The 21342-nt window shown below is 56.4% G+C and carries 23 protein-coding genes; 5 read left to right on the top strand and 18 right to left on the bottom strand.

What is annotated here, in order from left to right; translation table 11 throughout:
- Positions 1 to 5: 5 nt before the first annotated feature.
- Positions 6 to 1439 carry a cardiolipin synthase gene (gene cls / locus AC6I6H_RS09070; protein ID WP_497953439.1) on the bottom strand — a complete coding sequence of 478 codons (1434 nt, stop codon included), beginning with the start codon at positions 1437 to 1439 and terminating at the stop codon, positions 6 to 8.
- 185 nt (positions 1440 to 1624) lie between these two features.
- On the opposite strand from cls, the gene AC6I6H_RS09065 reads away from it, so the two are divergent.
- Together AC6I6H_RS09065 and AC6I6H_RS09060 are read left to right on the top strand one after the other, a co-directional pair.
- Positions 1625 to 1891: a GlsB/YeaQ/YmgE family stress response membrane protein gene (locus tag AC6I6H_RS09065; RefSeq protein ID WP_497953429.1), complete on the top strand. Its 267-nt coding sequence runs from the start codon at positions 1625 to 1627 to the stop codon at positions 1889 to 1891.
- A 41-nt stretch (positions 1892 to 1932) separates the two neighbouring features.
- Entirely contained in the window at positions 1933 to 2316 is a 384-nt protein-coding gene (locus AC6I6H_RS09060; RefSeq protein WP_497953428.1) for a YtxH domain-containing protein, read from the top strand.
- 378 nt (positions 2317 to 2694) lie between these two features.
- Here the strand turns inward: AC6I6H_RS09060 and AC6I6H_RS09055 are convergent, their stop codons facing one another.
- The 5 genes from AC6I6H_RS09055 to AC6I6H_RS09035 all read right to left on the bottom strand — a co-directional run bounded on the left by AC6I6H_RS09055 (position 2695) and on the right by AC6I6H_RS09035 (position 5357).
- Positions 2695 to 3006 carry a hypothetical protein gene (locus tag AC6I6H_RS09055; protein WP_497953427.1) on the bottom strand — a complete coding sequence of 104 codons (312 nt, stop codon included), beginning with the start codon at positions 3004 to 3006 and terminating at the stop codon, positions 2695 to 2697.
- Positions 3007 to 3167: 161 nt separating this feature from the next.
- On the bottom strand, positions 3168 to 3938 hold the full coding sequence (locus AC6I6H_RS09050) for a sigma-70 family RNA polymerase sigma factor (protein WP_497953426.1): 771 nt from the start codon (positions 3936 to 3938) through the stop codon (positions 3168 to 3170).
- A complete protein-coding gene (gene rsbW, locus AC6I6H_RS09045) occupies positions 3935 to 4396 on the bottom strand; it encodes an anti-sigma B factor RsbW (protein ID WP_497953425.1) in 462 nt (153 codons plus the stop codon). Before rsbW (AC6I6H_RS09045) ends, AC6I6H_RS09050 begins: the two co-directional genes overlap by 4 nt.
- Entirely contained in the window at positions 4393 to 4752 is a 360-nt protein-coding gene (locus AC6I6H_RS09040) for an STAS domain-containing protein (RefSeq protein WP_497953424.1), read from the bottom strand. The genes rsbW (AC6I6H_RS09045) and AC6I6H_RS09040 overlap by 4 nt, the downstream gene beginning before the upstream one ends.
- A 137-nt stretch (positions 4753 to 4889) precedes the next feature.
- Positions 4890 to 5357: a DUF948 domain-containing protein gene (locus AC6I6H_RS09035; RefSeq protein WP_497953423.1), complete on the bottom strand. Its 468-nt coding sequence runs from the start codon at positions 5355 to 5357 to the stop codon at positions 4890 to 4892.
- Between the two features lie 197 nt (positions 5358 to 5554).
- Here AC6I6H_RS09035 and AC6I6H_RS09030 point away from each other — a divergent pair, with 197 nt between their 5' ends.
- Positions 5555 to 6007, top strand: a complete 453-nt coding sequence (locus tag AC6I6H_RS09030; protein ID WP_497953422.1) for a Dps family protein — start codon at positions 5555 to 5557, stop codon at positions 6005 to 6007.
- 83 nt (positions 6008 to 6090) lie between these two features.
- Here the strand turns inward: AC6I6H_RS09030 and rsbW (AC6I6H_RS09025) are convergent, their stop codons facing one another.
- Together rsbW (AC6I6H_RS09025) and AC6I6H_RS09020 are read right to left on the bottom strand one after the other, a co-directional pair.
- Positions 6091 to 6528: an anti-sigma B factor RsbW gene (gene rsbW / locus AC6I6H_RS09025; protein WP_497953421.1), complete on the bottom strand. Its 438-nt coding sequence runs from the start codon at positions 6526 to 6528 to the stop codon at positions 6091 to 6093.
- Complete coding sequence (locus AC6I6H_RS09020; RefSeq protein WP_497953420.1) at positions 6525 to 6872, bottom strand: STAS domain-containing protein; 348 nt, start codon at positions 6870 to 6872, stop codon at positions 6525 to 6527. Before AC6I6H_RS09020 ends, rsbW (AC6I6H_RS09025) begins: the two co-directional genes overlap by 4 nt.
- 154 nt (positions 6873 to 7026) lie before the next feature.
- Here AC6I6H_RS09020 and AC6I6H_RS09015 point away from each other — a divergent pair, with 154 nt between their 5' ends.
- Entirely contained in the window at positions 7027 to 7191 is a 165-nt protein-coding gene (locus AC6I6H_RS09015) for a hypothetical protein (RefSeq protein WP_497953419.1), read from the top strand.
- Between the two features lie 118 nt (positions 7192 to 7309).
- On the opposite strand, the gene AC6I6H_RS09010 is transcribed toward AC6I6H_RS09015, so the two are convergent.
- Positions 7310 to 7885 (bottom strand): hypothetical protein, encoded by a 576-nt coding sequence (locus AC6I6H_RS09010; protein ID WP_497953418.1) that lies wholly within the window; start codon positions 7883 to 7885, stop codon positions 7310 to 7312.
- Between the two features lie 295 nt (positions 7886 to 8180).
- Here AC6I6H_RS09010 and AC6I6H_RS09005 point away from each other — a divergent pair, with 295 nt between their 5' ends.
- Positions 8181 to 8969 carry an SDR family oxidoreductase gene (locus tag AC6I6H_RS09005; protein ID WP_497953417.1) on the top strand — a complete coding sequence of 263 codons (789 nt, stop codon included), beginning with the start codon at positions 8181 to 8183 and terminating at the stop codon, positions 8967 to 8969.
- 144 nt (positions 8970 to 9113) lie between these two features.
- Here the strand turns inward: AC6I6H_RS09005 and AC6I6H_RS09000 are convergent, their stop codons facing one another.
- The 9 genes from AC6I6H_RS09000 to AC6I6H_RS08960 all read right to left on the bottom strand — a co-directional run bounded on the left by AC6I6H_RS09000 (position 9114) and on the right by AC6I6H_RS08960 (position 21221).
- Entirely contained in the window at positions 9114 to 10313 is a 1200-nt protein-coding gene (locus AC6I6H_RS09000; RefSeq protein ID WP_497953416.1) for a glucose-1-phosphate adenylyltransferase, read from the bottom strand.
- 392 nt (positions 10314 to 10705) lie between these two features.
- Positions 10706 to 11269: a general stress protein gene (locus AC6I6H_RS08995; protein ID WP_497953415.1), complete on the bottom strand. Its 564-nt coding sequence runs from the start codon at positions 11267 to 11269 to the stop codon at positions 10706 to 10708.
- 158 nt (positions 11270 to 11427) lie between these two features.
- The gene (locus tag AC6I6H_RS08990; RefSeq protein WP_497953414.1) at positions 11428 to 13479 is read right to left on the bottom strand and encodes a response regulator; all 2052 of its coding nucleotides are present in this window, start codon (positions 13477 to 13479) and stop codon (positions 11428 to 11430) included.
- Between the two features lie 16 nt (positions 13480 to 13495).
- On the bottom strand, positions 13496 to 14455 hold the full coding sequence (locus AC6I6H_RS08985) for a CheR family methyltransferase (protein WP_497953413.1): 960 nt from the start codon (positions 14453 to 14455) through the stop codon (positions 13496 to 13498).
- Positions 14456 to 14462: 7 nt separating this feature from the next.
- On the bottom strand, positions 14463 to 17219 hold the full coding sequence (locus tag AC6I6H_RS08980; protein ID WP_497953412.1) for an ATP-binding protein: 2757 nt from the start codon (positions 17217 to 17219) through the stop codon (positions 14463 to 14465).
- Positions 17220 to 17245: 26 nt separating this feature from the next.
- On the bottom strand, positions 17246 to 18379 hold the full coding sequence (locus tag AC6I6H_RS08975; RefSeq protein ID WP_497953411.1) for a PP2C family protein-serine/threonine phosphatase: 1134 nt from the start codon (positions 18377 to 18379) through the stop codon (positions 17246 to 17248).
- A gap of 73 nt (positions 18380 to 18452) precedes the next feature.
- The gene (gene recQ, locus AC6I6H_RS08970) at positions 18453 to 20246 is read right to left on the bottom strand and encodes a DNA helicase RecQ (protein ID WP_497953410.1); all 1794 of its coding nucleotides are present in this window, start codon (positions 20244 to 20246) and stop codon (positions 18453 to 18455) included.
- A 170-nt stretch (positions 20247 to 20416) separates the two neighbouring features.
- Entirely contained in the window at positions 20417 to 20617 is a 201-nt protein-coding gene (locus AC6I6H_RS08965; protein ID WP_497953409.1) for a cold-shock protein, read from the bottom strand.
- A 196-nt stretch (positions 20618 to 20813) separates the two neighbouring features.
- The gene (locus AC6I6H_RS08960) at positions 20814 to 21221 is read right to left on the bottom strand and encodes a YflT domain-containing protein (protein ID WP_497953408.1); all 408 of its coding nucleotides are present in this window, start codon (positions 21219 to 21221) and stop codon (positions 20814 to 20816) included.
- Positions 21222 to 21342 lie beyond the last annotated feature (121 nt).

Raw genomic sequence — 21342 nt, 5'->3', positions numbered from 1 at the left:
GTTCCTCAAAGCAAAGGCGACAGCATCCGGGCAAAGACTTCCTTGGCGCGCTGGTACTTGGGGCGGCGGCTGAATTCCTCAAACAGGATTTCCGTGCTGTGGTCCAGATCCTCCAGAAAATCCTCGTCCAGCTTGCGGATGGTCTCTTTGTCAAACATAACGGCGTTCATCTCGAAATTGTCGAAAAAGCTCCGCATGTCCAGGTTCGCCGTCCCCACCGTAGCCATCGTCTGGTCCACGATAAGGATTTTGGCGTGAATGAAGCCCTTGTTGTACAAATAGAACCGGACCCCCGCCCTCATCAGCTCCTCAATATAAGCAAAAGACGCCCATTTGACCAGCGGATGATCGGAAATGCCCGGCAAAATGATACGGACCTCCACCCCCGACAGCGCCGCCGTCTTCAAGGCCATCAGAATGCTCATGTCGGGAATAAAGTACGGCGTCACGATATCGATGCGCTCCACCGCCGTGCTGATCGCCCCGAAGTACATTTCCAGGATGGTGTCCCACTCCGCGTCCGGGCCGCTCGCCAGAATCTGAATCCGTTCCTGGCCCGCGCACTTGTGCTCGGGAAAGTATACGCGGTCCGTCAGCCGCTCGCCGCTGACAAATTCCCAATCGTTCAGGAAGGTTTGCTGCAAAAAATACACCGAATCCCCGATCAGCCGCATGTGGGTGTCCCGCCAAAAGCCGAACCGGGGGTTTTTGCCCAAATACTCGTCCCCAATGTTGATGCCGCCCAGAAACCCGACGGTCCCGTCCACCACAACGATTTTGCGGTGATTGCGGAAATTGAGGTTTTTCGTAAAAAACGCCGCCCGGATCGGAAAAAAGCACCCGGTCTTCACCCCCGCCTCCTCCAGCGAGCGGATATAAGCCCGGCTGAGCTTGTAGCTGCCCAGCCCGTCGTACATCAGCCGCACTTCGACGCCCTCCCGGGCCTTTGCAATCAGAAGGTCGCGGATTGTCTCGCCGATCGCATCGTGGTGAATGATGTAATATTCCATGTGGATGTGATGCCGGGCCTTTTCCAGCGCTTCAATGATGGCATTGAAGGTGGAGATGCCTTCCGAGTAAATTTCCGTCTCATTGCATAAGGTAATCGGGGATTCCGGAATGTTCTTCAGAAGTCCAAAAAGCCGGCGCTGCTTGGCGAAATCGGGGTTGTTCAGCTCCCGCGCCTTCATGGCCACGTCGATGTGCTGGCGGGCCGCTTCGGGAAGCAGGTATTTGATTTTTCGCCCGTGCCGCCGGATAAACCGGCGGTTTTTGTAATCCTTGGCCATGAAGAAATAAAGAACAAACCCCAGGACCGGAAGCAAAAAAATGATCAGAAGCCATGCCGTCGTCTTCGAGGGGTTTTTGAACTCCAGAAACAGCACGACCCCCACCTGGATGGCAAACAAAAGCAATGCAATCAGCAAAATCCAAAGCAGCATAGGACATTCCTCCGGCAATCAGCATCGGGTTACCGCAAACAAACCGCTGGCAGTGGCAGTAGATGATATTTACCCGGTGCTATATTCGGTAAACATACCCAAAGGCATGCTTTGTTTCAACGGGTAACGTTGCGTTTAACATTATGGTATGAAAGGCATGCACGAGAAAGGAGGTGGTTGGCATGAGCCTCATGGGCTTGCTGATAAGTCTTATCATGGCCATCATTATCGGTTTTATCGGCGACGCGCTTGTCCGGGCGGATATGCCCGGCGGCATTATCGGTTCGATGATCGCAGGCTTTGCAGGCGCATGGCTCGGTCACTTCCTGTTCGGTAATTTCGGGCCGGAAATCGACCGCTTCTCGATTTTCCCCGCCATTATCGGCTCGGCAATCGTTGTTTTTCTTGTGGGCCTTCTTTTTCGGGGCATCCGAAGGGAAACCCGCTGATAAAGTGTCTCCCATACCCCATATAAAGGAGAGGATTCGAAATGGCTAAAAAAGGTACGATTCCCGGTTTGTTGATCGGCGGTGCCATCGGGGCGGTGTCGGCTCTCTTGCTCGCGCCGAAGTCGGGCAAAGACATGCGCGCTGACCTGAGCGACCGCTACGTAACGGTCAAGGACAAAACGACCGAAATGGCGGGTACGGTGAAAAACAAAGCCGTCGAAGTTGCTTCCAACGTGGGACAAATGGCGTCGGATCTCAAGAGCTCGATGATGACCAAATCCGATGTGGTGATGGAATCCGCAAAGGATACGATCGATTCCGCCCGCGAAACGGCTTCCCTGGCGAAAGAGGCTTCGCATGAAGCCGTCAATGAAACCAAGGAAAGCTACAAAAATCAGATGAATAACGGTAGCTCCACGCTGTAAGGGATTCGCTGCCATCCATCAAAAGCCGGTCCGGCCTGGACCGGCTTTTTGCTTGCGTGCGGCCGGTACGGAATTCATGGCGGCGCACCTCCTGCCGTTTTAATCCGTTCTCCGGACAGGAATTAACGTTCCCATCGAAAGGGAAGCAACCCCGGTTTTGTCGTCCTCTGTCCGGCTTTCTGCGGGCCTATTGCCTTTGTTCCCCTTCCTCTAAAGGGGGAGGGCGCATGAACGTTCCCCGGACTCCTCCCGCCCTGAAATCAGGCTCCTGAGATACCCGCCTTCCTCGTTCCGTCGTTCGGGTCGGAAGGCTTCCGTAAAGAGGGAGCGGCTGTCCCCCCGGACATGAAAAAACGGGCTTACGCCCGTTTCGGTAGCTTAATTGTCCAGCTGTCCCGCAAACTGTTCCGTTGTGATCTCGCCGGCCAGGAGAGCCGTCACGTCGATTTTTTCTTTATCCGGCTTGGTAAATGCCTTTTCTTTCAGATAGTATCCCTTTTCCCTTGCGATTGTATACAGCCGGCAAAAGCGTTCGGCTGCTTCCAGCGCCTCGTCTTCGGTTCCAAAGGAGGAAAGCGTGTTGCCAAGACCCAGCGGATTGGAGGACGATTGTATGGCCAAATCAAATGCGCCAGCTTGCTCATACACCAAAATTTCGCTGTCAAAACACTTGATGCGCTGTTTAATCATCGGATTCCACCGCCATTTCCTTCAAGATTTTGCGAGCACTTCCGTGATCGTAGTAGTAATTACCCGCTCCATATGAAGTGAATCAAACCGGAAATTTCCTTTTTTCCGGCCTGGGCCGCTGGCGGCGGCATGCAAAAAAGGCGCCATGCGGAATGGCGCCTTTACCCGGCCGACTGCCGGTCCGTCAAATGCTCCTTCAGCTTCTCGATCGCACGCTTCTGAATGCGGGACACGCTCATCTGGGAAATCCCCAGCGCCTGGGCGATCGTACGCTGGGACTGCCCTTCGCTGTACGCCATCATCAGGACTTTCTTTTCCTCTTCCTTCAGATAAACGAACGCTTTTTGCAGGTCCATGCGCATTTCGACGGAGTGGTAATCGTCCACGTCCCCGCCGATGAGATCCCCGATGGTGGCGCTCCCCTCGTCGTTGGAAAGCGGCGTATCCAAAGAGACATAGTTGTAGCATTCGCGGCCTGCCAGCACTTCGATGGTTTCCTCCTGGGAAAGATCAAGCGCGGCGGCAATTTCGTCAATGTTCGGCGAACGCTCGAGCCTCATCGTCAGCTCGTCGATGGTCTGCTGGATCAGCAGCCCTTTTTCCTTTATTCGTCTCGGCACCTGTATGTACCAGGATTTGTCCCTCAGGTAATTTTTCATGTGCCCGATAAGACTCTTCATGGCGTACGCCTCAAACTGAATACCCAGAGAGCTGTCGTAATGCTTGAACAGCCGCAGCAAAGACATCTGGCCGACCTGATACAGATCTTCATAGAGATCAGGCCGGTTTCGGGACATCTTGCCGGCGGCCATCTTGACCAGGGGCTCATATTCCAGCAGCAAAGCCGTCACGACTTCTTCGGAATTGGTGTCCTGGTATTCCTTGATCTTGCTGATCATTTCCTGATCGTGAGTGGCTTGGTTGGCCTTCATATCATCTCCTCATTCCTTTGAAGGAATTTGGTTAGAATGACCTCGGTCCCCGCGTCGGTTACGACCTTCACATCGTCCATCAGCGCCTGCATCATATAGATGCCCAACCCTCCGGCGCGGATTTCGTCCAGTTCCTTGTCGTGCAGCGCGTCGGGCTGGCCGCCCCGCTGGTTGTAGTCAAAGCTGGTGCCCCAGTCTTTAACCGAAATGGAGATGCCTTCGGCGGTGACGGTAAACGTTACGTCGATCGTCCCCGGCTCTTTGCCGCGATAAGCATGAAGCACCGCATTGTTGCAGGCTTCGGCCACCGCCACCTTCATGTCTTCGATTTCCTCATAGGAGAAACCCCATTTGGTGGCGATTCCGTATAATGTCAGCCGCACGATATCGACGTAGTTTGCATCGGCCGGCACCGTCAAACTGATCGTTTTATCCAGGGTTTGGGTTTGCATGTTCATACGATATCTTCTTTCCTTTCCTGTGGGACTGTGGATTCTTCAATGCTCAAGTGATGCGTGATGCCGGTGATATCGAACAGCTTCTTTACTTTTTGAGGAACCTTTACGATCTTAAGCTCGGCTCCGATCGCCGCCCTCTGCTTCAGGATCAGAATGATGATGCCGATTCCCGTGCTGTCGATGTAGGTCAAATGTTCCATATTTAAAACCAGCGGTGTTTCATTCTGGTTGACATACGGCTCCAGGTCCGCCCGCATTTCCGGCGCGGCCGAAAGATCCAATTCCCCGTGCAGGCTAACGATAATCGCATCAGCGGTGATTTCTTTGGTCGTGAAAAACTTGTTTTCGGTAGTCATTTCTTTCTCCTTCCCTTTCAGGCCCATTTGGTTTCCGGTCTACCAACAACTTACCCGCTTGCGCTTCCGCTGAACCATGACAGATTCTTCATACAGCAAAAGGCGGGCCCGAAGGCCCACCCGAAGGAAGAAATTTGTCACATGGTGGTGGTTTGGCGGTTTTTGTTCATCCGGTGCACCTTGATCCGCTGCCAGATGTCGTAAGCCGAGCTTACCGCATTGATCACCTTGTAAACCGGCTTCTCTTCCACCTTTTCGTTGCGCTGCACACGGTTCATGTTATGGTTGACGTTCGTCATAAAGCGGCTGGATGCCGTGCGCAGAGAAGCGGTTACGCCCTCCAGCGTGTCGCCCACATTCTCCACCGTTCCAAAAAGCGAATCAAGCGACTTCATCTTGGTGCGCAGATCCATCGTAATTTGATTGGAGTTGCGGATCAGTCCTTTGACTTCCGTGCTGACGTCGTTCAGATCCTGCTGAAGCTCGCGGACCGTGGTATTCACGTCCTTCAAGGATGTTTGAAGCGTATTCAGCGTCCGGATCAAAAAGACGACCAAAACGGCGAATGCGACGGCGATGACCGCTACACTGATTTCCCAAATCATGATGTTGTCCTCCCTTGTGGGGGGCGTTTTCCGCTGCCCCGTTATGTGTGTCCCCGCTTGGTTGTTAATGAGTTACCCGCTCCAATCGGGGGTGAATCAAAGAAAAATCTGTGAAGTAATGTTCATATTCATTGGACATAAATAAGGGTATAATATAACAGACTTCGCATAAGCAAACGAATAAGGAGGAGATCTGCATGGCAACGGCAAACAAAACAAAAACGGTTGTCGAGGTTCTCAACCAGCAAGTCGCGAACTGGACGGTCCTCTTCACCAAGCTTCACAAGTATCATTGGTATGTAACGGGCGAAAACTTTTTCGAACTCCATGCCAAACTGGAAGAATTGTACGATTATGCGGCCGAGCAGCTGGATGAGGTAGCCGAGCGCATTCTGGCGCTGGAAGGCAAACCGGTCGCAACCCTGAAGGAAAGCCTTTCGATCGCCACGATCGACGAAGCCAAGGGCGGCGAAACCACGCAGCAAATGGTTCAGCAGGTGCTGAAGGATTTTGAACAGCTGGTCGCCGAGCTGAAGGAATCCGTCAAAGTCGCGGAAGACGCCGAAGACGATCCTACGGCCGATATGTGCATTCAGGCGATCGCGAATCTGCAGAAGCATGCCTGGATGCTTCGCTCCTTCCTGCGATAAGCGAGCCGCCCTGCGGGGTGCAAAAACACGCTCTTTGGATCAACGGCCTCCCGGCCGTTCCAAGAGCGTGTTTTTTGGTGAGGTTAACCGACCGGATGAAGATACTTGGTCAGCACCAGGCGGGTTCCGTTGCTGCTTTCCACGTCGACGCGGTCCATCAAGGCCTGCATCAAGTATATGCCAAGGCCGCCGGCCGTGATGTCATCCAGCGATTTTCCATGGTGGGAGCCGATTTCTCCGGAAATTTGATCGTAGTTGAAGCTGGTTCCGTTATCGCTGACCGAAATCTGGAGTTCGGCTTCCCCCATTTCAAATCCGATTTCAATCGTCCCCTTCTCGCGCTCCTTATACGCATGCAGAACCACGTTGTTGCAGGCCTCCGCAATCGCCACCTTCATATCCTCGATATCTTCGTAGGAAAAGCCCATTTTGTTGGAAATGCCATATAAGGCCAGCCGGGCGATGTCGATGTAGTTGGCTTCCGCAGGCAAGGACAAAGCGATGTGTTTGTTTCCGTTCATACCCCGTCAGCCCTCGCCGTGTCTGTCGTCAAATGTACCGGAATAAATTTCGTAATGCCCGTCAAATCAAACAAACGCTGTACCTTGGGCGGTGTTTCTTCGATGGCAAACGCTTTGCCCGCTTCACTCCGGGCCTTCAGCAGAAAGATAAAGATGCCCATCCCCGTACTGTCAATATACGTCAGGTCGCGCAGGTTCAGAATCAGCTGCTTTTCCGACGGGATCAACGGCTCGACCACTGAGCGAAACTGGGTGGCAACCGCAAGATCAAGCTCACCGCTCAACCGGACGGAAATGCGGTCGGCTTCTTCCGCCACTTGCACGTCAAAATTTTTGCGTTCCATCAATCGTCACCCCATTATCTTTTATCGTCGAAATGTCAGGCTATGTCCCTTTTACTAGCATAACAAAAATGATGTCAAAATTCATCCGCTTACAGGTTCAAACCGCCGGGAATCGTGTAAGGAGTGGTAATCCAACAAAAAGGAGGGACGCCTCATGGATCGGCACCAGGATATCGATGTAACCCGTGAACAAAAAAACGTTGAGGAAAAGCATGATTCAAGTTTGGTCGCCTCCACCTTTATCAAGTATGCCGCTTATATCATCATTTTTTTCGGAGCGCTTTACTTTCTCGTTCGTTATGTATTTCCAATGTTTTAATAAAGGACCGGAAGCCTCCGGAGTCAGGCGCGTGAAAGCGTGCCGGCCCGGGGGCTTTTCCATCCGCCGAAACGGACAAAAAAGCCGGATGCTTCCGGCTTTTTCTTTATCCCGCGAATCACACGTTCGCCATGGAGTAATAGCGGATGGCGGCAATTTCGCGGGTTTCCATATTCAAATAAACCTTGAGGAGCGATTCTCCTCTCTGGTAGACCAGCCCGTCCTCGGCGACGAAATCCGGCTCTCCCAGCAGGCCGTGGAGCGCCTCCGGGGTTTGGATGATTTCCCGCCCGTCGATTGTGACCGTTCGGCCCGGCCCCGTCACGACGGAAAGGTTGTACACCATCTCTCCCCAAAACGAGATTTCGACATCCCCGTACCGGTAGATTTCGACATCCGGCAGGAATTCATCGTCGTAAATTTCAAGCGGCACTCCTTTGGTTTCCAGTACGTCCAGCCGGGTATCGAACAGGGAAACGCCGTTCACCGAAGCGAGGGCGGCCTGCTCCTCCTGGACCGGCACCGCGAGCGCGGTCACTGCTTCCGCCGCCGGAGCGGCAAACTCGGGTTCGGCCTTCTCGGATGCGGCCGGCCCTGCAATGCCCGGGACGGTGCCGCCGGATGGGGCGTAAACCCCGCTGCCCGTAAAAATTAATCCGAAAGCAAGAGCGCCAAGCGCCCAAATGCGATACATAAATCATCCCTCCTCACGGGTCTTTCCTTTGTTCAACCCCGCCAGGTCAGACCGGCCGGCTCGACGCGGTCCCCCTGTGACGGAGGAGTGCGTCTAGCCAAAAAGGCCTGCGTCTTGCACGTTGGTCCTACAAAGCTTGTTATTGTTTACTTACACGCAATCAGCCCCGGGTGAACCAGAAAAAGCCCGATTTATCCCGCTCCGGGAAAAGAACGGGCGCCCGTTTCACCAAATGGGCAAATGGGGTAAAAAGTGGATGAAACCGAGCATCTTACCGATAAAAGGAGGACACCTCATGGAGAAGCGCCTCGAAGGCAAAGCGGCCGTCATAACCGGCGGCGGTTCGGGCATCGGCAAAGCCTCCGCGCTCTTGCTGGCGCGGCACGGCGCCAAAGTATGTCTGTTGGACCGGGCGGCGGAAAACGCCCACCGGGTCCGGGAAGAAATTGAAGCCTTCGGAGGGGCAGCCTGCGTCGTGGAAACGGACATCTCCGACGAGGAGAACGTCCGGAGAGCCTTTGCGCATGCGTCCGGCCTGTACGGCGGGCTCGATATCGTATTCGCCAACGCGGGCATCAACGGCACCATCGGTCCGCTGGAATTAATGACGGCCGAAGATTATGACCAAACCATGAGCGTTAACCTGAAGGGGACGTTTCTTACACTAAAGCACGCTATTCCTCACCTCAAGGGCAAGGGCGGCAGCATCATCGTGACCAGCTCCGTCAACGGAAACCGGCTGTTCTCCAATGTCGGCTTCAGCGTGTACGGCGCAAGCAAAGCCGGACAGGTCGCCCTGGTCAAAATGGCGGCGCTTGAGCTTGCCCGCTACAAAATCCGGGTCAACGCCGTTTGTCCGGGAGCGATCGACACCAACATCGACAGCAACACCAACTACCAGCCGGAGCTGGAGGACATCCGCATTCCCGTGGAGTTCCCCGAAGGGGATCAACCCCTTCAGAAGGGACCGGGAAGCGCGGAGCATGTGGCCAATCTGGTGCTATTCCTGGCATCGGATGAATCGGCTCACATTACCGGCACGCCGATCTACATCGACGGAGCCGAATCCCTTTTGCGGGGCTAAAAGGCTGGGCTCCGGCAGGACAAGCGGAACGGACATTCGAAGCAAGCGGCGCTTCGGATGGTCCGTTTTTTTGCGTTTCAACCAGCCAAAAATGCGAAAAGGCCGTTCCGCCACGGACGGAACAGCCTTTTATTGCAAACGGCCTCAGCCGATTTTTTCGAGCAGGAAAGCGCTGCGCGGCGCAAAAATTTTCTGCAATTTTTCCGCTTCCTTGGCGACCACTTCTTTTTCGCCGACCACGGCGATTTCGGAGCCGTCAAATTCTCCGATAATGGCGCCGTCCCGGATCACCGTGCCTTCGCCGATAATCGCCTTGCGGATCACAACATTCTTCCCGATCTTGACGCCGGGCATAATCACGCTGTCCTTGATCAGGCTGTTCTCCCCGATCTCGACGTTGCAGAATACTACGGAATGGTCCACTTCGCCCGCGACGGTGCAGCCGTCGCTAATGACGGAGCTGGAAATCCGCGCGCTCGGGTAAATGTGCTGGGGAGACGGGCTTTCGCAAGCCGTGTAGAGCGGCCAGTCGCTTCGGTTCAGGTTCATTTCGCAGTTTTCGTCCAGCAGGTCCATGTGCGCTTCCCACAGGCTGTCGATGGTGCCGACATCCTTCCAGTAACCCTCGAACGGGTAAGCGTACAGGTTGGCGCCCCGGTCCAGCATGGCCGGAATGATATCTTTGCCGAAATCGTTGTTCGAGAGCGGATTTTTCTCATCCTGCTGGAGATAAATTTTCAAGACATCCCAGTTGAAAATGTAAATGCCCATGGATGCAAGGGTGCTTTGGGGCTGCGCCGGCTTCTCCGTAAAATCGACGATCCGGTGCGAGTCATCGGTGGTCATGATGCCGAAGCGGCTGGCCTCCTCGCGCTTCACCTCGATAACGGAAATGGTGGCCTCCGCGCCGGATTTTTTATGAAAATCAAGCATTTTGCGGTAGTCCATGTTGTAAATGTGATCGCCCGAAATCACCAGAACGTAGCTGGGCTTGTGCTGCTCAATATATTTCATATTCTGGTAAACGGCGTTGGCCGTTCCCCGATAGGCTTTGTTTTTATCCTTGCTTTCGCCGGACGGAAGCAGCGCGACTCCCCCGCGCGACTTGTTCAGGCTCCAGGAAGCGCCTGAACCGATATGACGATGCAGAACGGCCGGTTCGTACTGCGTCAGTACGCCCACGGTATCGATCCCCGAATTGACGCAATTGCTGAGCGTAAAGTCAATAATGCGGTATTTCCCGCCAAACGGAACCGCAGGTTTCGCATTGCGGGATGTCAGTGCTCCGAGTCTTTTGCCTTCTCCACCCGCCAGCAACATGGCCACGCATTCGGTTTGCTTCATAATAAATCACCTTTCGTCTATAAGATGGTTGATGCGGGCTGGTTGTTCGTGTCACAGCGAACAACATCGGACCCCAACGGACAAGTCCGATTGATTGTTAGTCTTCTTCCCGGAATGTTCGTAGTATTTAATTACACGAAGGAAGAAGGGGTGAATCAGGCAGATGATAAATATTAACATAAAAACTGTAAGTAATTTTCTGGAGAATTTAAACGAGCACGTCCGCTTGCCGGGTTGCTCCGTCTTTCACATGAGACCCGGCCCATGCGTTCTTAGTATGGCGTGCGTCGCGCCTTGCTATGCCGGGCGGAGCGTTCCCCCCGGTTATTCAGGAAGGCCGAAAACCCCAGGCGCGGAGCGCCTGGGGCGAAGGGTCCGGTATGCGGTTTTTCTTAGTTCATCAGGCCCGAGCCGCCTTTGTCAAGCCGGTTTGGATTGGTGTCCGCGCCATAGCTGTCGCCATAACGGCCCGCATTCAGCGAGTTGTAGCTGCGGAACGTGTCGTGTGCGACCCGGTCGCGGTCCGGATGCGAATTGACCAGCACCAGAATGCTCCCCTGCTCCACATAATCGTTATATTCCCGCGCCTCGTCCTCGCTGATGCCGAGTCCGACCAGACCGCCGACCAAACCGCCGGCTCCGGCACCTACCGCCGCCCCTGTAAGGGCTGCCACAATCGGACCTGCCGCGATAATAGGGCCTACGCCCGGAATGGCGAGAGCGCCCAGGCCGGCCAGAAGTCCCGTAACACCGCCCAGCACGCCGCCGGTCGCGGCACCGGTGGCCAGTCCTTCCGGCACCCGGGTGTCCGTTTCCTCGGAGATGCCGCGCACCTCCTCCCGGTCTTTCGCAATAACCGATATTTCATCCGATGTATATCCTTGTCGCTTCAGATCCTCAATGGCTTTGACTGCTTCGTCCTCCGAGTGGAATACGCCGACAATTTTCTTCTCCATGGTCCATTCCTCCCATCTGATACGATGCGTTTGCAGTATGTTCTTACCCTTCCGGTCCTTCCCTCAAACAAAAAACCCGGCGGTTCGCCGGGGGAATTCGGGTGCCTCGCAAGGCTGTTTTGCCACCTGCTGACGCGGTTCGACAGAAGAAGCAACCATCAGGCCGTCGTGCCTGAATGCGGCGCCATGGCGACCGAATGAAGCAGCTTGCGGATCGTTTCCACCTTCACCGGTTTGCCGACAAATTCCTTCATGCCGGCTTCCTGGCAGCGCTCCTTTTCTCCCTTCAGCACGTTGGCGGTCATGGCAAAGATTTGGGGGCGTTCCTCTTCCGGCTTGGCTTCCATAATTTTTTGGGCCGCTTCGATCCCGTTCATCTCCGGCATCTGCAGATCCATGAAGACGACCTCGTAAGGCTTCGCCAGCGCCATTTCAAGCGCCTTCCGTCCGTTTTCCGCCAGCTCGGTGCGGTGGCCCAGGCTCTCCAGAATGCGCTGCAGCAGTTTCTGATTGACCGCGTTGTCTTCGGCGATCAGGATGCGGAGGGGCTTGAACAAAGGCACCTCCAGCTTCCCCTGCACCTCATGCTTCGCCGGGGCCGCGTGCAGCAGCTGTTCCTCTTTCACGCACTCCAGGTTAACCGTGAACACAAAGGTGGCGCCTTGCTCGGCAGACTTGTCGTAACGGATTTTGCCGCCCATCAGCTCCACCAGGGTCTTGCAAATTGCGAGGCCGAGACCGGTGCCCCCGTATTTGCGGGTCATGGACGAGTCGAGCTGGGAGAACGGCTTGAACAGCCGTCCCGTTTTTTCGTCCGGTATGCCGATGCCCGTATCCTTGACGACAAACTCGATTTTTACCCGGTCCCCGGTTTGGCCGATCTTGTTTACCAGGACGTAGACGCCCCCTTTTTCGGTAAACTTGACCGCATTGCCCACCAGATTGACCAGTACCTGACGGAGCCGGGTGATATCCCCGACGACAAACGCCGGCAGCTTCTGATCCATGTAATATTCCATTTCGAGATTCCGCTTCCGGGATTCCGCCTTGAACAGATCAAACGTCTCGGCTACGCAATCGTTCAGGTTAAACGGATCGTGGGCCAGTTCCATTTTGCCCGACTCGATTTTGCTGAAGTCCAGGATGTCGTTGATGACGCTCAGCAGCGCGTCCCCGCTTTTGCGGATGACCTCCGCCAGCTCTCTCTGATCGGACGACAGCCCCGTCTCCAGGAGCAGGTCGGTCATGCCGATTACGCCGTTCATCGGGGTCCGGATCTCATGGCTCATCATCGCCAGAAACTCGGTTTTGACCCGGGAGGCGATCTCGGCTTCTTCCTTGGCCTGGATCAGCTCCTGCTCGGCTTTTTTGCGCTCCGTGATGTCGCTGACGGTAATGGCGAACAGAAGCTCGTCACCGACATAGGACTCCCCGATCTGGATTTCCGCCGGAAAAAAAGTGCCGTCCTTCCGCCGGGGCATCGCCTCGATCAGCTTGCCGCTGCGGTACCGGGACCCCGGGTTCTCATCCGTTGCCTCATTCTCCAGCTCGGCGATCGTCGGGATCAGCAGGTCGATTGTGGCCGTCAGCAGCTCCTGCTCCTTGTAGCCGAACATCGTTTCGGCGGCCGGATTCGCCGTCAGGATGGCGCCTTCGCTGTTGAAGGTGATCATCGTGTCGATGGAGGTTTCGCGGATGACGCGCGCCTGGGCCTCGGCCCGGGACAAGTTATGCGCCGTCAGTAGCAGCTCCCGGTTGGCCTTTTCCAGCTGGAGGGTCTGCTCGTGGAGCAGCTCCGTTTGCTGCTGAAGCATTTTGTTGGTGATGTAAATGCCGACGAAGCCCTCGATTTTGGATTTCAGCGTCTGCGGCACAAACGGTTTGACCATGTAATCGATCGCGCCAACCGAATAGCCGGTGAACACCTGCTCCGTGTCCTTGCTGGTGGCGGTGATAAAGATGATCGGGATATGCTTGGATTTTTCCCGCGCCTTGATGAAGCGCGCCGTTTCAAAGCCGTCCATGCCCGGCATCTGCACATCCAGCACGATGACCGCGAATTCATCCTTGAGCAGGCAGCGCAGCGCTTCCTCACCCGAAGATGCACGCACCAGGTTGTAGTTCTCCTCCGCAAGAACGGCTTCGATCGCGAGCAGATTTTCCGGGTGGTCGTCTACCAGCAGGATATTTATCGGGTTTTCGATCTCCACAGGGCATTCCTCGCTCTCACTTGATCTTGCGGTACAGCTTGTCGTTCTGACTCACCGTAATGTAACGATCCGCGTGATGGCTGAAGTTAATCGACTCCCGGTTGCCCAGAATCAGGTAACCGTCCCTGCACAGGCTGTCGTAAATCAGCCGGTGCACCTGGTCTTGCAGCGACTTGTTAAAGTAAATCAGCACATTCCGGCAAAAGATCACGTGAAACTCGTTGAACGACTGATCGGTGACCAGATTATGCTGAGCAAACACGACATTCTCCAAAAGCTCCGGGTGAAACACCGCGTACTCGTTTTTGACCGAATAATATTCGGAAAATTCACCCGTGCCGCCGGCCATCATGTAATTGCGCGTGTAATCCCGCATCTTGCGCAGCGGAATGAGCCCTTTGCGCGCCTGCTCCAGCGCTTCCTCGCTCATGTCCGTGGCGTAAATCCGGGTTTTGCCGGCCAGCCCCTCCTCCTGCAAAAGAATCGCCATCGAAAGCACTTCTTCCCCCGTCGAGCAGCCCGCGTGCCAGATGCGGATGGCCGGAAGCCGCTTGAGGACCGGAACGATTTCCTTGCGGACCGCCATAAACATCTCGGGATCGCGGAACATCTCCGTCACGCTTACGGACAGGCTGGAAAGCAAAAGCGCCATATTGGCCGGATCGTGCAAAATTTTTTCCTGCAGGGCCGACACGCTGCCGAGCCCGAAGGCATTGATCCGGTGCCAGATCCGCCGCCGCAAGGAAGAAGAGGCATAATTGCGAAAATCGTACCCGTACATCCGGTAGATGCCTTCCAGCAGCAGCTCAATCTCGATTCTCTCTCTCTCCTCCGCCCGCGATTCCGTCCCGGCCGGTTCGCTCTCCGAATCGGAGCCGCCGGGCGCCGTCCGGCGGACGCCTTCGTTCCCGTTTGCCGAGGGTACCCCCGCCGGGTGCAGCTTCCCGTCGACATCGGTTTTTCTTTTCGTGGTCATCATCCCCTCATGTAAGCAGCAAAGCCTTTAAAACATCCAGCAGCCTGGCGGTGTCAATCGGCTTCGTCAGATAGCCGGAGGCGCCCGCCTGAAGCGACCTCTCTTCATCCCCCTGCATCGACTTGGCCGTCACGATCACAATCGGCAGGGCTTCGAAGCCTTCCATCGTGCGGATTTCCCTTGTGGCATCCAGCCCGTCAATGCCCGGCATCATGATGTCCAACAGCACCAGATCGAACGTCCGCCCGGAGCGGAGCAGCTCCAGCGCTTCGCCTCCCGACTCCGCGAAGGCCACCTGCACGCCGTACTGCTCCAGCATGCTCGATACCGCAAAAATGTTGCGGATGTCGTCGTCGACGATCAGAATCCGTTTGTCCGCCAGCGCTTCATAGTCCCCCGAATGCTTTTCCAAAGAAGTGCCTTCGTTCCCTTCGGGACGGGACGACGCGTGTTTACGCTCCCGTATCGGGCCGACTCGTTCCCCCTCCCGGAGGGGCGTATCCGCATCCGGAACCCCGCCGTCTACCCCCGCGTTGGTTGTTCTGTCATCCGTTTGAGGGGGGCTCTTTTTCTCTTTCCCTATTCTTACCCCGATTTCATCCGTTTGCTCGGCATAATAAGGCAAAAATAATGTGAACACGCTTCCTTCGCCCGGTTCGCTTTTTACGGTGACGGTTCCGGCCAGCAGCTCCGCCAGCTCCCGGCTGATGGAAAGCCCGAGCCCCGTCCCCCCGTACTTGCGGCTCGTCGTGCCGTCGGCCTGCTGAAACGCCTCAAAGATCAGCCCCTGCTTGTCCTGCGGGATGCCGATGCCTGTATCCTGTACGGCAAAAGTGACGAATTTCCGCAAAAAACCTCCATCCGGCTGTTCGGTCAAGCCGATGCGAAGCTGGACACTGCCCGTTTCGGTAAATTTAAGGGCGTTCGCCAGCAGGTTTTTGACAATCTGCTGCAGCCGGTGCACATCGGTGCGGATCGCATCGGGCGTCCCCGGCTCCACTTCCACGGCAAAGGCCAGCCCCTTCTTGCGGGCGACCGGTTCGAAAATGCGGCGGAAGTAGTCGGCCAGATCGCCCACATAGGCGTTCGACATATGGACGGTCATCATGCCCGCTTCCATCTTGGAAAGGTCGAGAATATCGTCGATCATCTTCAGCAGGTCGGAGCCGGCCGCATGGATGGTGGCCGCGTACTCCTCCTGCTTCCGGGTAAGCGTTCCTTCCTTGTTGTCGGCAAGCAGCTCGGAGAGGATAAGCAGGCTGTTGAGCGGGGTCCTGAGTTCATGCGACATGTTGGCAAGGAACTCGCTTTTGTACTGGGCGGACAAGGCAAGTTCCTTCGCCTGCCGCTCGAGCTTTTCGTTTGTGGCCTTTAGCTCCTCCTGCTGCGAGCGAAGCTCTTCGGACTGGATTTGCAGCTCCTCCGTCAGCAGCTGGGAGACGCGCAGCAGCTCCTCGGTCCGCTTCCGCCCGGCAATCCGGTTGAGGGCGGCCGCAAGCACAGCGCACACCCGCTCCGCCAGCGAGCGTTCCGGATCGCTCATCTCGCGCATGGCGGCGAGCTCCAGAACGCCCAGCAGCTCGCCTTCATGCAGGATCGGCAATACCGAAAGGTCAACCGGCTCCGTCTGTCCGACGCCGGATACGAGTTTTACATAGCCGGGAGGGACCGGGTACAGCCGCGCGGGGCTCCGGTCAAGCGCGCACTGGCCTACGAGGCCTTCTCCGACGCGGAACGTCCTCCTGCGCTCTTCCTCCGCAAACGCGTAAGCCCCGCGAAGAACAAGACGGTCCTCTCCGCCGCGCGATTCTTTAATGTAAACCGCGCCGAAGCCGGCTCCGGCCAGCGGGACAAAGGCGCTGGCGAAGATTTGGGCCGCTTCCGCCATGCTGTCCGCATCCTGCAGCAGCGACATCATGCGGGCGACGCCCGCCTCCAGCCAGTTGCTTTCCTCGCGAGTCCGGGCGGTCTCCCGCTCCTGATCCGTCTTCCGCTCCAGCTCTCCGGCGACCGTTTGAAACGCGCGGGCCAGTTCCCCCAGCTCGTCGTGATAAGGCGTTTCCGGCAGCTTTTTGCGGCTCAGGGTTCCGTCACCGAAGGAATCGATCAAGCCCGACACCACGTTTAACCCGGCGGCTATGCTGCGGATTAGCCAGAACATAATACCGAGGCCGATCAAAACCCCGCATGCGGACAGAACGATGGTAAAGACCAGCATCCGGTTGTTGGTTTGCGTGACGTTCTCAAGGCTGCTCTGCATCCGTTCTTCGTGGTAGTTAGACAGCCGGGTCAGCGAGCCTTCCAGCGCTTCCTGATGCTGCAGGCCGATGGAAACCCGAAGCTTGACGGCGTCGTCCACCCGTCCCACAGCCATAAGCCGCAGCAGCTCGTCCTCGTAAGCGGTGAACTTCTGCCAATCCTCCTTCGCCTGATCGAGCAGCTCCTGTGAATTGTCGCTGCCCAGCCGGGCGAATTCCGTGAACTGCCCGTTAACGAGTTTCTCCCGCTCTTCCAGCGCCCGCAGCTCCTCGGACAGGTCTTCGCCGCTCGCCCCCCGGTTGAGGATGTTGGCGATGTGTTTGGCCATCTCGTTCATATTCAGCCGGGTGGAATGAGCGAGCGAAACCTTGGCGTACCGGTTTGAATAAATCTCTTCCAGACTTTGATTCAGCGTGGCCAGCCGGTTGATGCCGACCCCCGCCACCGTGAACATCAGGAGGATAAGCGCCCCGAAGCCGACGAACAGACGCGTTCTGATTTTCACTGAAACCGCCCCTCTTCCCCATGCGCTTACAGCGTGTTGGTGCTCACCATGACGATGCACATGTCATCGTGCTGATCCTTCCGTTCCTCCTCGGGAAGCAGCCGGTCGACGATTTCATCCAGGCTTCCGTCCGGTCGGGCCGTAAGCTCCGCCAGCAAATTGCGGTCGGTGGCTTCCACGGCTTCCGAAAGGCCGTCCGTAAACAGGAAAATACGCACGTCCGATTCGTACTCGATGCGGGCTTTGCGGATTTCGATCTGCTCGAAGAAGCCCACCGCGCAGGAGCCCTGGTCCAGAAGCACCGTCGAGCCGCCGTCCTTGACAACCAGACCGGGCGGGTGGCCGGCATTGACGTATTCAATGGTCTTCCGCTTGGTGTCGATGACCAAATAAATCGCCGTGAAATAATAGTGGATAAAATGCTCCAGGCTGTACAGCTGAATCATATACCGGTTCAGCTCGTTGATCACAAGCTCCGGGTCGGCGAGCCGGGTGATCGTGTCCTGCAGAACGGACGAGATGAACATGCAGACCAGCGATGACGAAATCCCGTGCCCCATCATATCGAGCAAAATCACCCCGTACCGGTTCTCGTCGATCCGGTACCAGGAATACATGTCTCCCGCCAGCTCAAAGGACGGATAGTAGTTGGCGTTAATGGCAATGGAGCCGCAGTTGATGGGCTCGCTGAGCACGCTGCGCTGCACCTGCTTGGCCAAATCGAGCTCGTTGCGGATTTTGCGGTCCCGCTCGATGTGCCAATCCATTTCCTTCTTCAACCGGAGGGCGACCCGGATGCGCGCCATCAGCTCGACCTTGTTGATCGGCTTCATGACATAATCCATCGCCCCCGCATCCAGCGCCTCGGCAAGCTTGTTCGAATCGCCAAGCGCCGTCACGATGATAATCGGCGTATCCTTCCAGTCTTCGTCCGCCTGAATCCGCCGGCAGGCTTCCAGGCCGTCGACCTCCGGCATCATCATGTCCATCAGAATAAGATCGACGGGGGCCTCCGGACGGTTCGCCGTGCCAAGCCCCAGGTAGTCAAAAAGCTCCAGGGCGGAGCCGAGGGCCACGCAGTCGAGGTACCCTTCGCTTTTTAAAATCTTCTCAATGATAATCAGGTTGACCGGGTTATCGTCTACAATCAAAATACTCATGCGAGTCTTGTCCTCCCCTTTCGGTTTCTATGCAAGCCCGCTTTCCCTTCCGTTCGCGCTTTCTCCAGCCGGCTTATTCCGGCTCCGGGCCGCCGGCCGAAGCCGTGTACTGCTGGATCAGCTCCATGAACAGCACCCCATAGCGGAGGAATTTCGCCTCCCCCACCCCTTTGACGGACAGCATGGCGCTCCGGTCGACCGGGAGGGTCTGGCTCATTTCCCGCAGCGTGCTGTCCGGGAAGACGACATAAGGCGGCACGCCCTCCCGTTCGGAGATTTCCTTGCGCAGGCTGCGAAGCTGCTCGAACAGCTCGCGGTCGCCTTCCTCCAGCCGCCGCACGACGATCCGTTTCTTTTGCAGAACCGGTTCCTCTCCCCTCAGCACGCGGCCGGCTTTCGCCTGCAGCTTGAGGACCGGAAATTTGCCTTCGGTCAGCCCCAGGTAGCCCTCCGCGCTGAGCGTATGGATCAGGTCGGTGATTTCCTTTTCGGTATAGGCGCTCATGATTCCGTAGGTCGGAAGGCGGTCGAAGCCGAACTGGCGCACCTTCTGGTTGCGCGAGCCTTTCAGCACCTGGCTGACCAAAGCGGCTCCGAACCGTTCCTTCATGCGGTAGATGCAGGAAAAGATCATCTGCGCTTCCCGGGTCAGATCGACCACCTGCACCTCGTCGCTGCAGTTGCCGCAGTTGCCGCAATCCTCCGGGGCGTCTTCGCCGAAATAGGTCAGGATCGCTTTGCGCAGGCAGCGGGTCGTGTGGCAGTAATCGACCATGGCCTGCAGCTTGCGGTATTCGTTTTTTTTGCGCTCGGGGTCGAGCAGCGTTTCTTCAATAAAAAACTTCTGGATGATCGTATCCTGGGGACTGTACAGCAGCACGCATTCGCCGGGCTCTCCGTCCCGGCCGGCGCGGCCGGCCTCCTGATAATACGCTTCCATATTTTTCGGCATATTATAATGAACCACATAACGGACGTTCGACTTGTCGATCCCCATGCCAAACGCGTTGCTCGCCACCATTACCCGGATGTCGTCGAACAGGAAGCGTTCCTGCGCTTCCTTGCGGGCGCCGTCGGATAGCCCGGCGTGGTAGCTGCCCGCGGAGATTCCTTTCTTGCGCAGAAACTCGCACAGCGAGTCGACGTCCTTGCGGGTGGCCGCGTACACGATGCCCGCCTGGTCCTTGCGTTCGCGGATAAAGTCAAGCAGGTAGTCCTGCTTATTCTCCCCTTTGACAACGGAGAACTTGAGGTTTGTCCGGTCAAAGCCGGTCAGAAACACATGGTCCCGGGGAATGCCCAGGTAATTGGTAATGTCGAGGGTAACCTCCGGCGTCGCCGTTGCGGTGAACGCCGTGACGCGCGGCCGCTCCGGCAGCTCGCTCAGCAGCTCCGAGATCCGCCGGTAGCTGGGGCGGAAATCGTGTCCCCATTGGGAAATACAGTGCGCTTCGTCAATCGCCACCATGGAAATCGGCAGCGAGCGCAGCAGCTCCCGAAAGCTTTCCAGCTCCAGCCGTTCGGGAGCGATGTAGATCATTTTATAGTCACCGCGCGCGGCTCCGCGAAGCCGTTTGCCGACTTCCGAGCCGGTGAGCGAGCTGTTGATGAATGTGGCGGCGATGCCCATGCCTTCCAGGGTATCGATCTGATCCTTCATTAAGGAAATCAGCGGGGAAACGACCAGCGTTACCCCCGGGAACAGCAGCGCCGGGATCTGGTAGCAGATCGATTTCCCGCCCCCCGTCGGCATAATGCCGAGTGCGTCTTGCCCGTCCAGAATGAAGCGGATGATGCGCTCCTGCCCCGGCCGGAACGAGCTGTAGCCGTAATACTTTTCCAACAATTGTTTTGCCTTGTCCAACACCCTGCAGGTCCCTCCCGTAAAAACTCTCTTCTACTACCATACCGCATATCCGGCCGGGAGAAAAGGCGCCTGGACCTGCGGCGGCGGGAGCGATGCGGGAGACGGCTTTCTCCCCGGCAAACCAAAAAAACTGCTCGAAAGAGAGCAGTTTTCGGGTTCGCACGGGCCGCTTACAGCTTGACTACGCCGTCCGCTTGCGGACCGCGGGCGCCTTGCACAATACTGAACTGCACACGCTGCCCTTGATCCAGCGTTTTGAAGCCTTCGCCAGTGATGGCGGAATAATGAACAAATACGTCATTGCCCTCTTCGAGGGAGATGAAGCCAAAGCCTTTTTCCGCGTTGAACCATTTCACTGTCCCTGTTTCCATGAAAACTGACCTCCGTTGGTGGCTTAAATTTAATATGTAAATGAAAAATTCACACATTATCGAGCGACCCCATAAGAAGGGTCTGGGCTGAGATCTCTGGATGAGGTGTGAATTCACCGGCCGGAGGGGGTTATGTAGAAGGCAAGGCCCGGTTTGGGGAAACCGGGCCCTGCGCCGTAAGGACCGGATCGGCTAGTTATAACGTCGTGTTGCGCATGGATGCCAGATTTCGGTTGAATGCGACATCTTCGTCGCCCGGGGCCTGAGCAAACTCGGGCGTTCCGCCCACCGCCATAACGGCGATATTCCCCCGGTCCAATTCTTCCTCCAGATGCTCCGCGTCCGCTTCGGTTACCCCGAGGGCCATCATTTTGGAGCGAAGCTGATCGCCGCGCGAGCGGAACAGATTGGCGACGGACTGGAAGATTCCTTCATCCGCCACGCCCGGCTCCCGGGCTCCCGTCGCTTCCGCGAGCTCGTCGGTTTCGTCCCGGTCGTGGGCCAAAACGTAAATGTCGTCCGGGCCGTAGCCCATTTTTACAAATTCGGTAACGGTTCCTTTGGCCTCTTGAAAGGTAGATGCGACTTTGACTTGTGTGGTCATTTGGCTTCCTCCTTCGCGAGAGTTTCCGACACCCGTTTTTACTTACCCCTCGCAAAGAAGCTTGAAACAAGCTCCCAAAACAAAAAAACGGAGGCGATAATCCTCGCTCCCGTCAACCGGC

The sequence above is a fragment of the Gorillibacterium sp. sgz306347 genome (assembly GCF_059735245.1).
The sequence above is the reverse complement of the archived record's forward strand: the minus strand, read 5'-3'. Positions and strand labels throughout refer to the sequence as shown.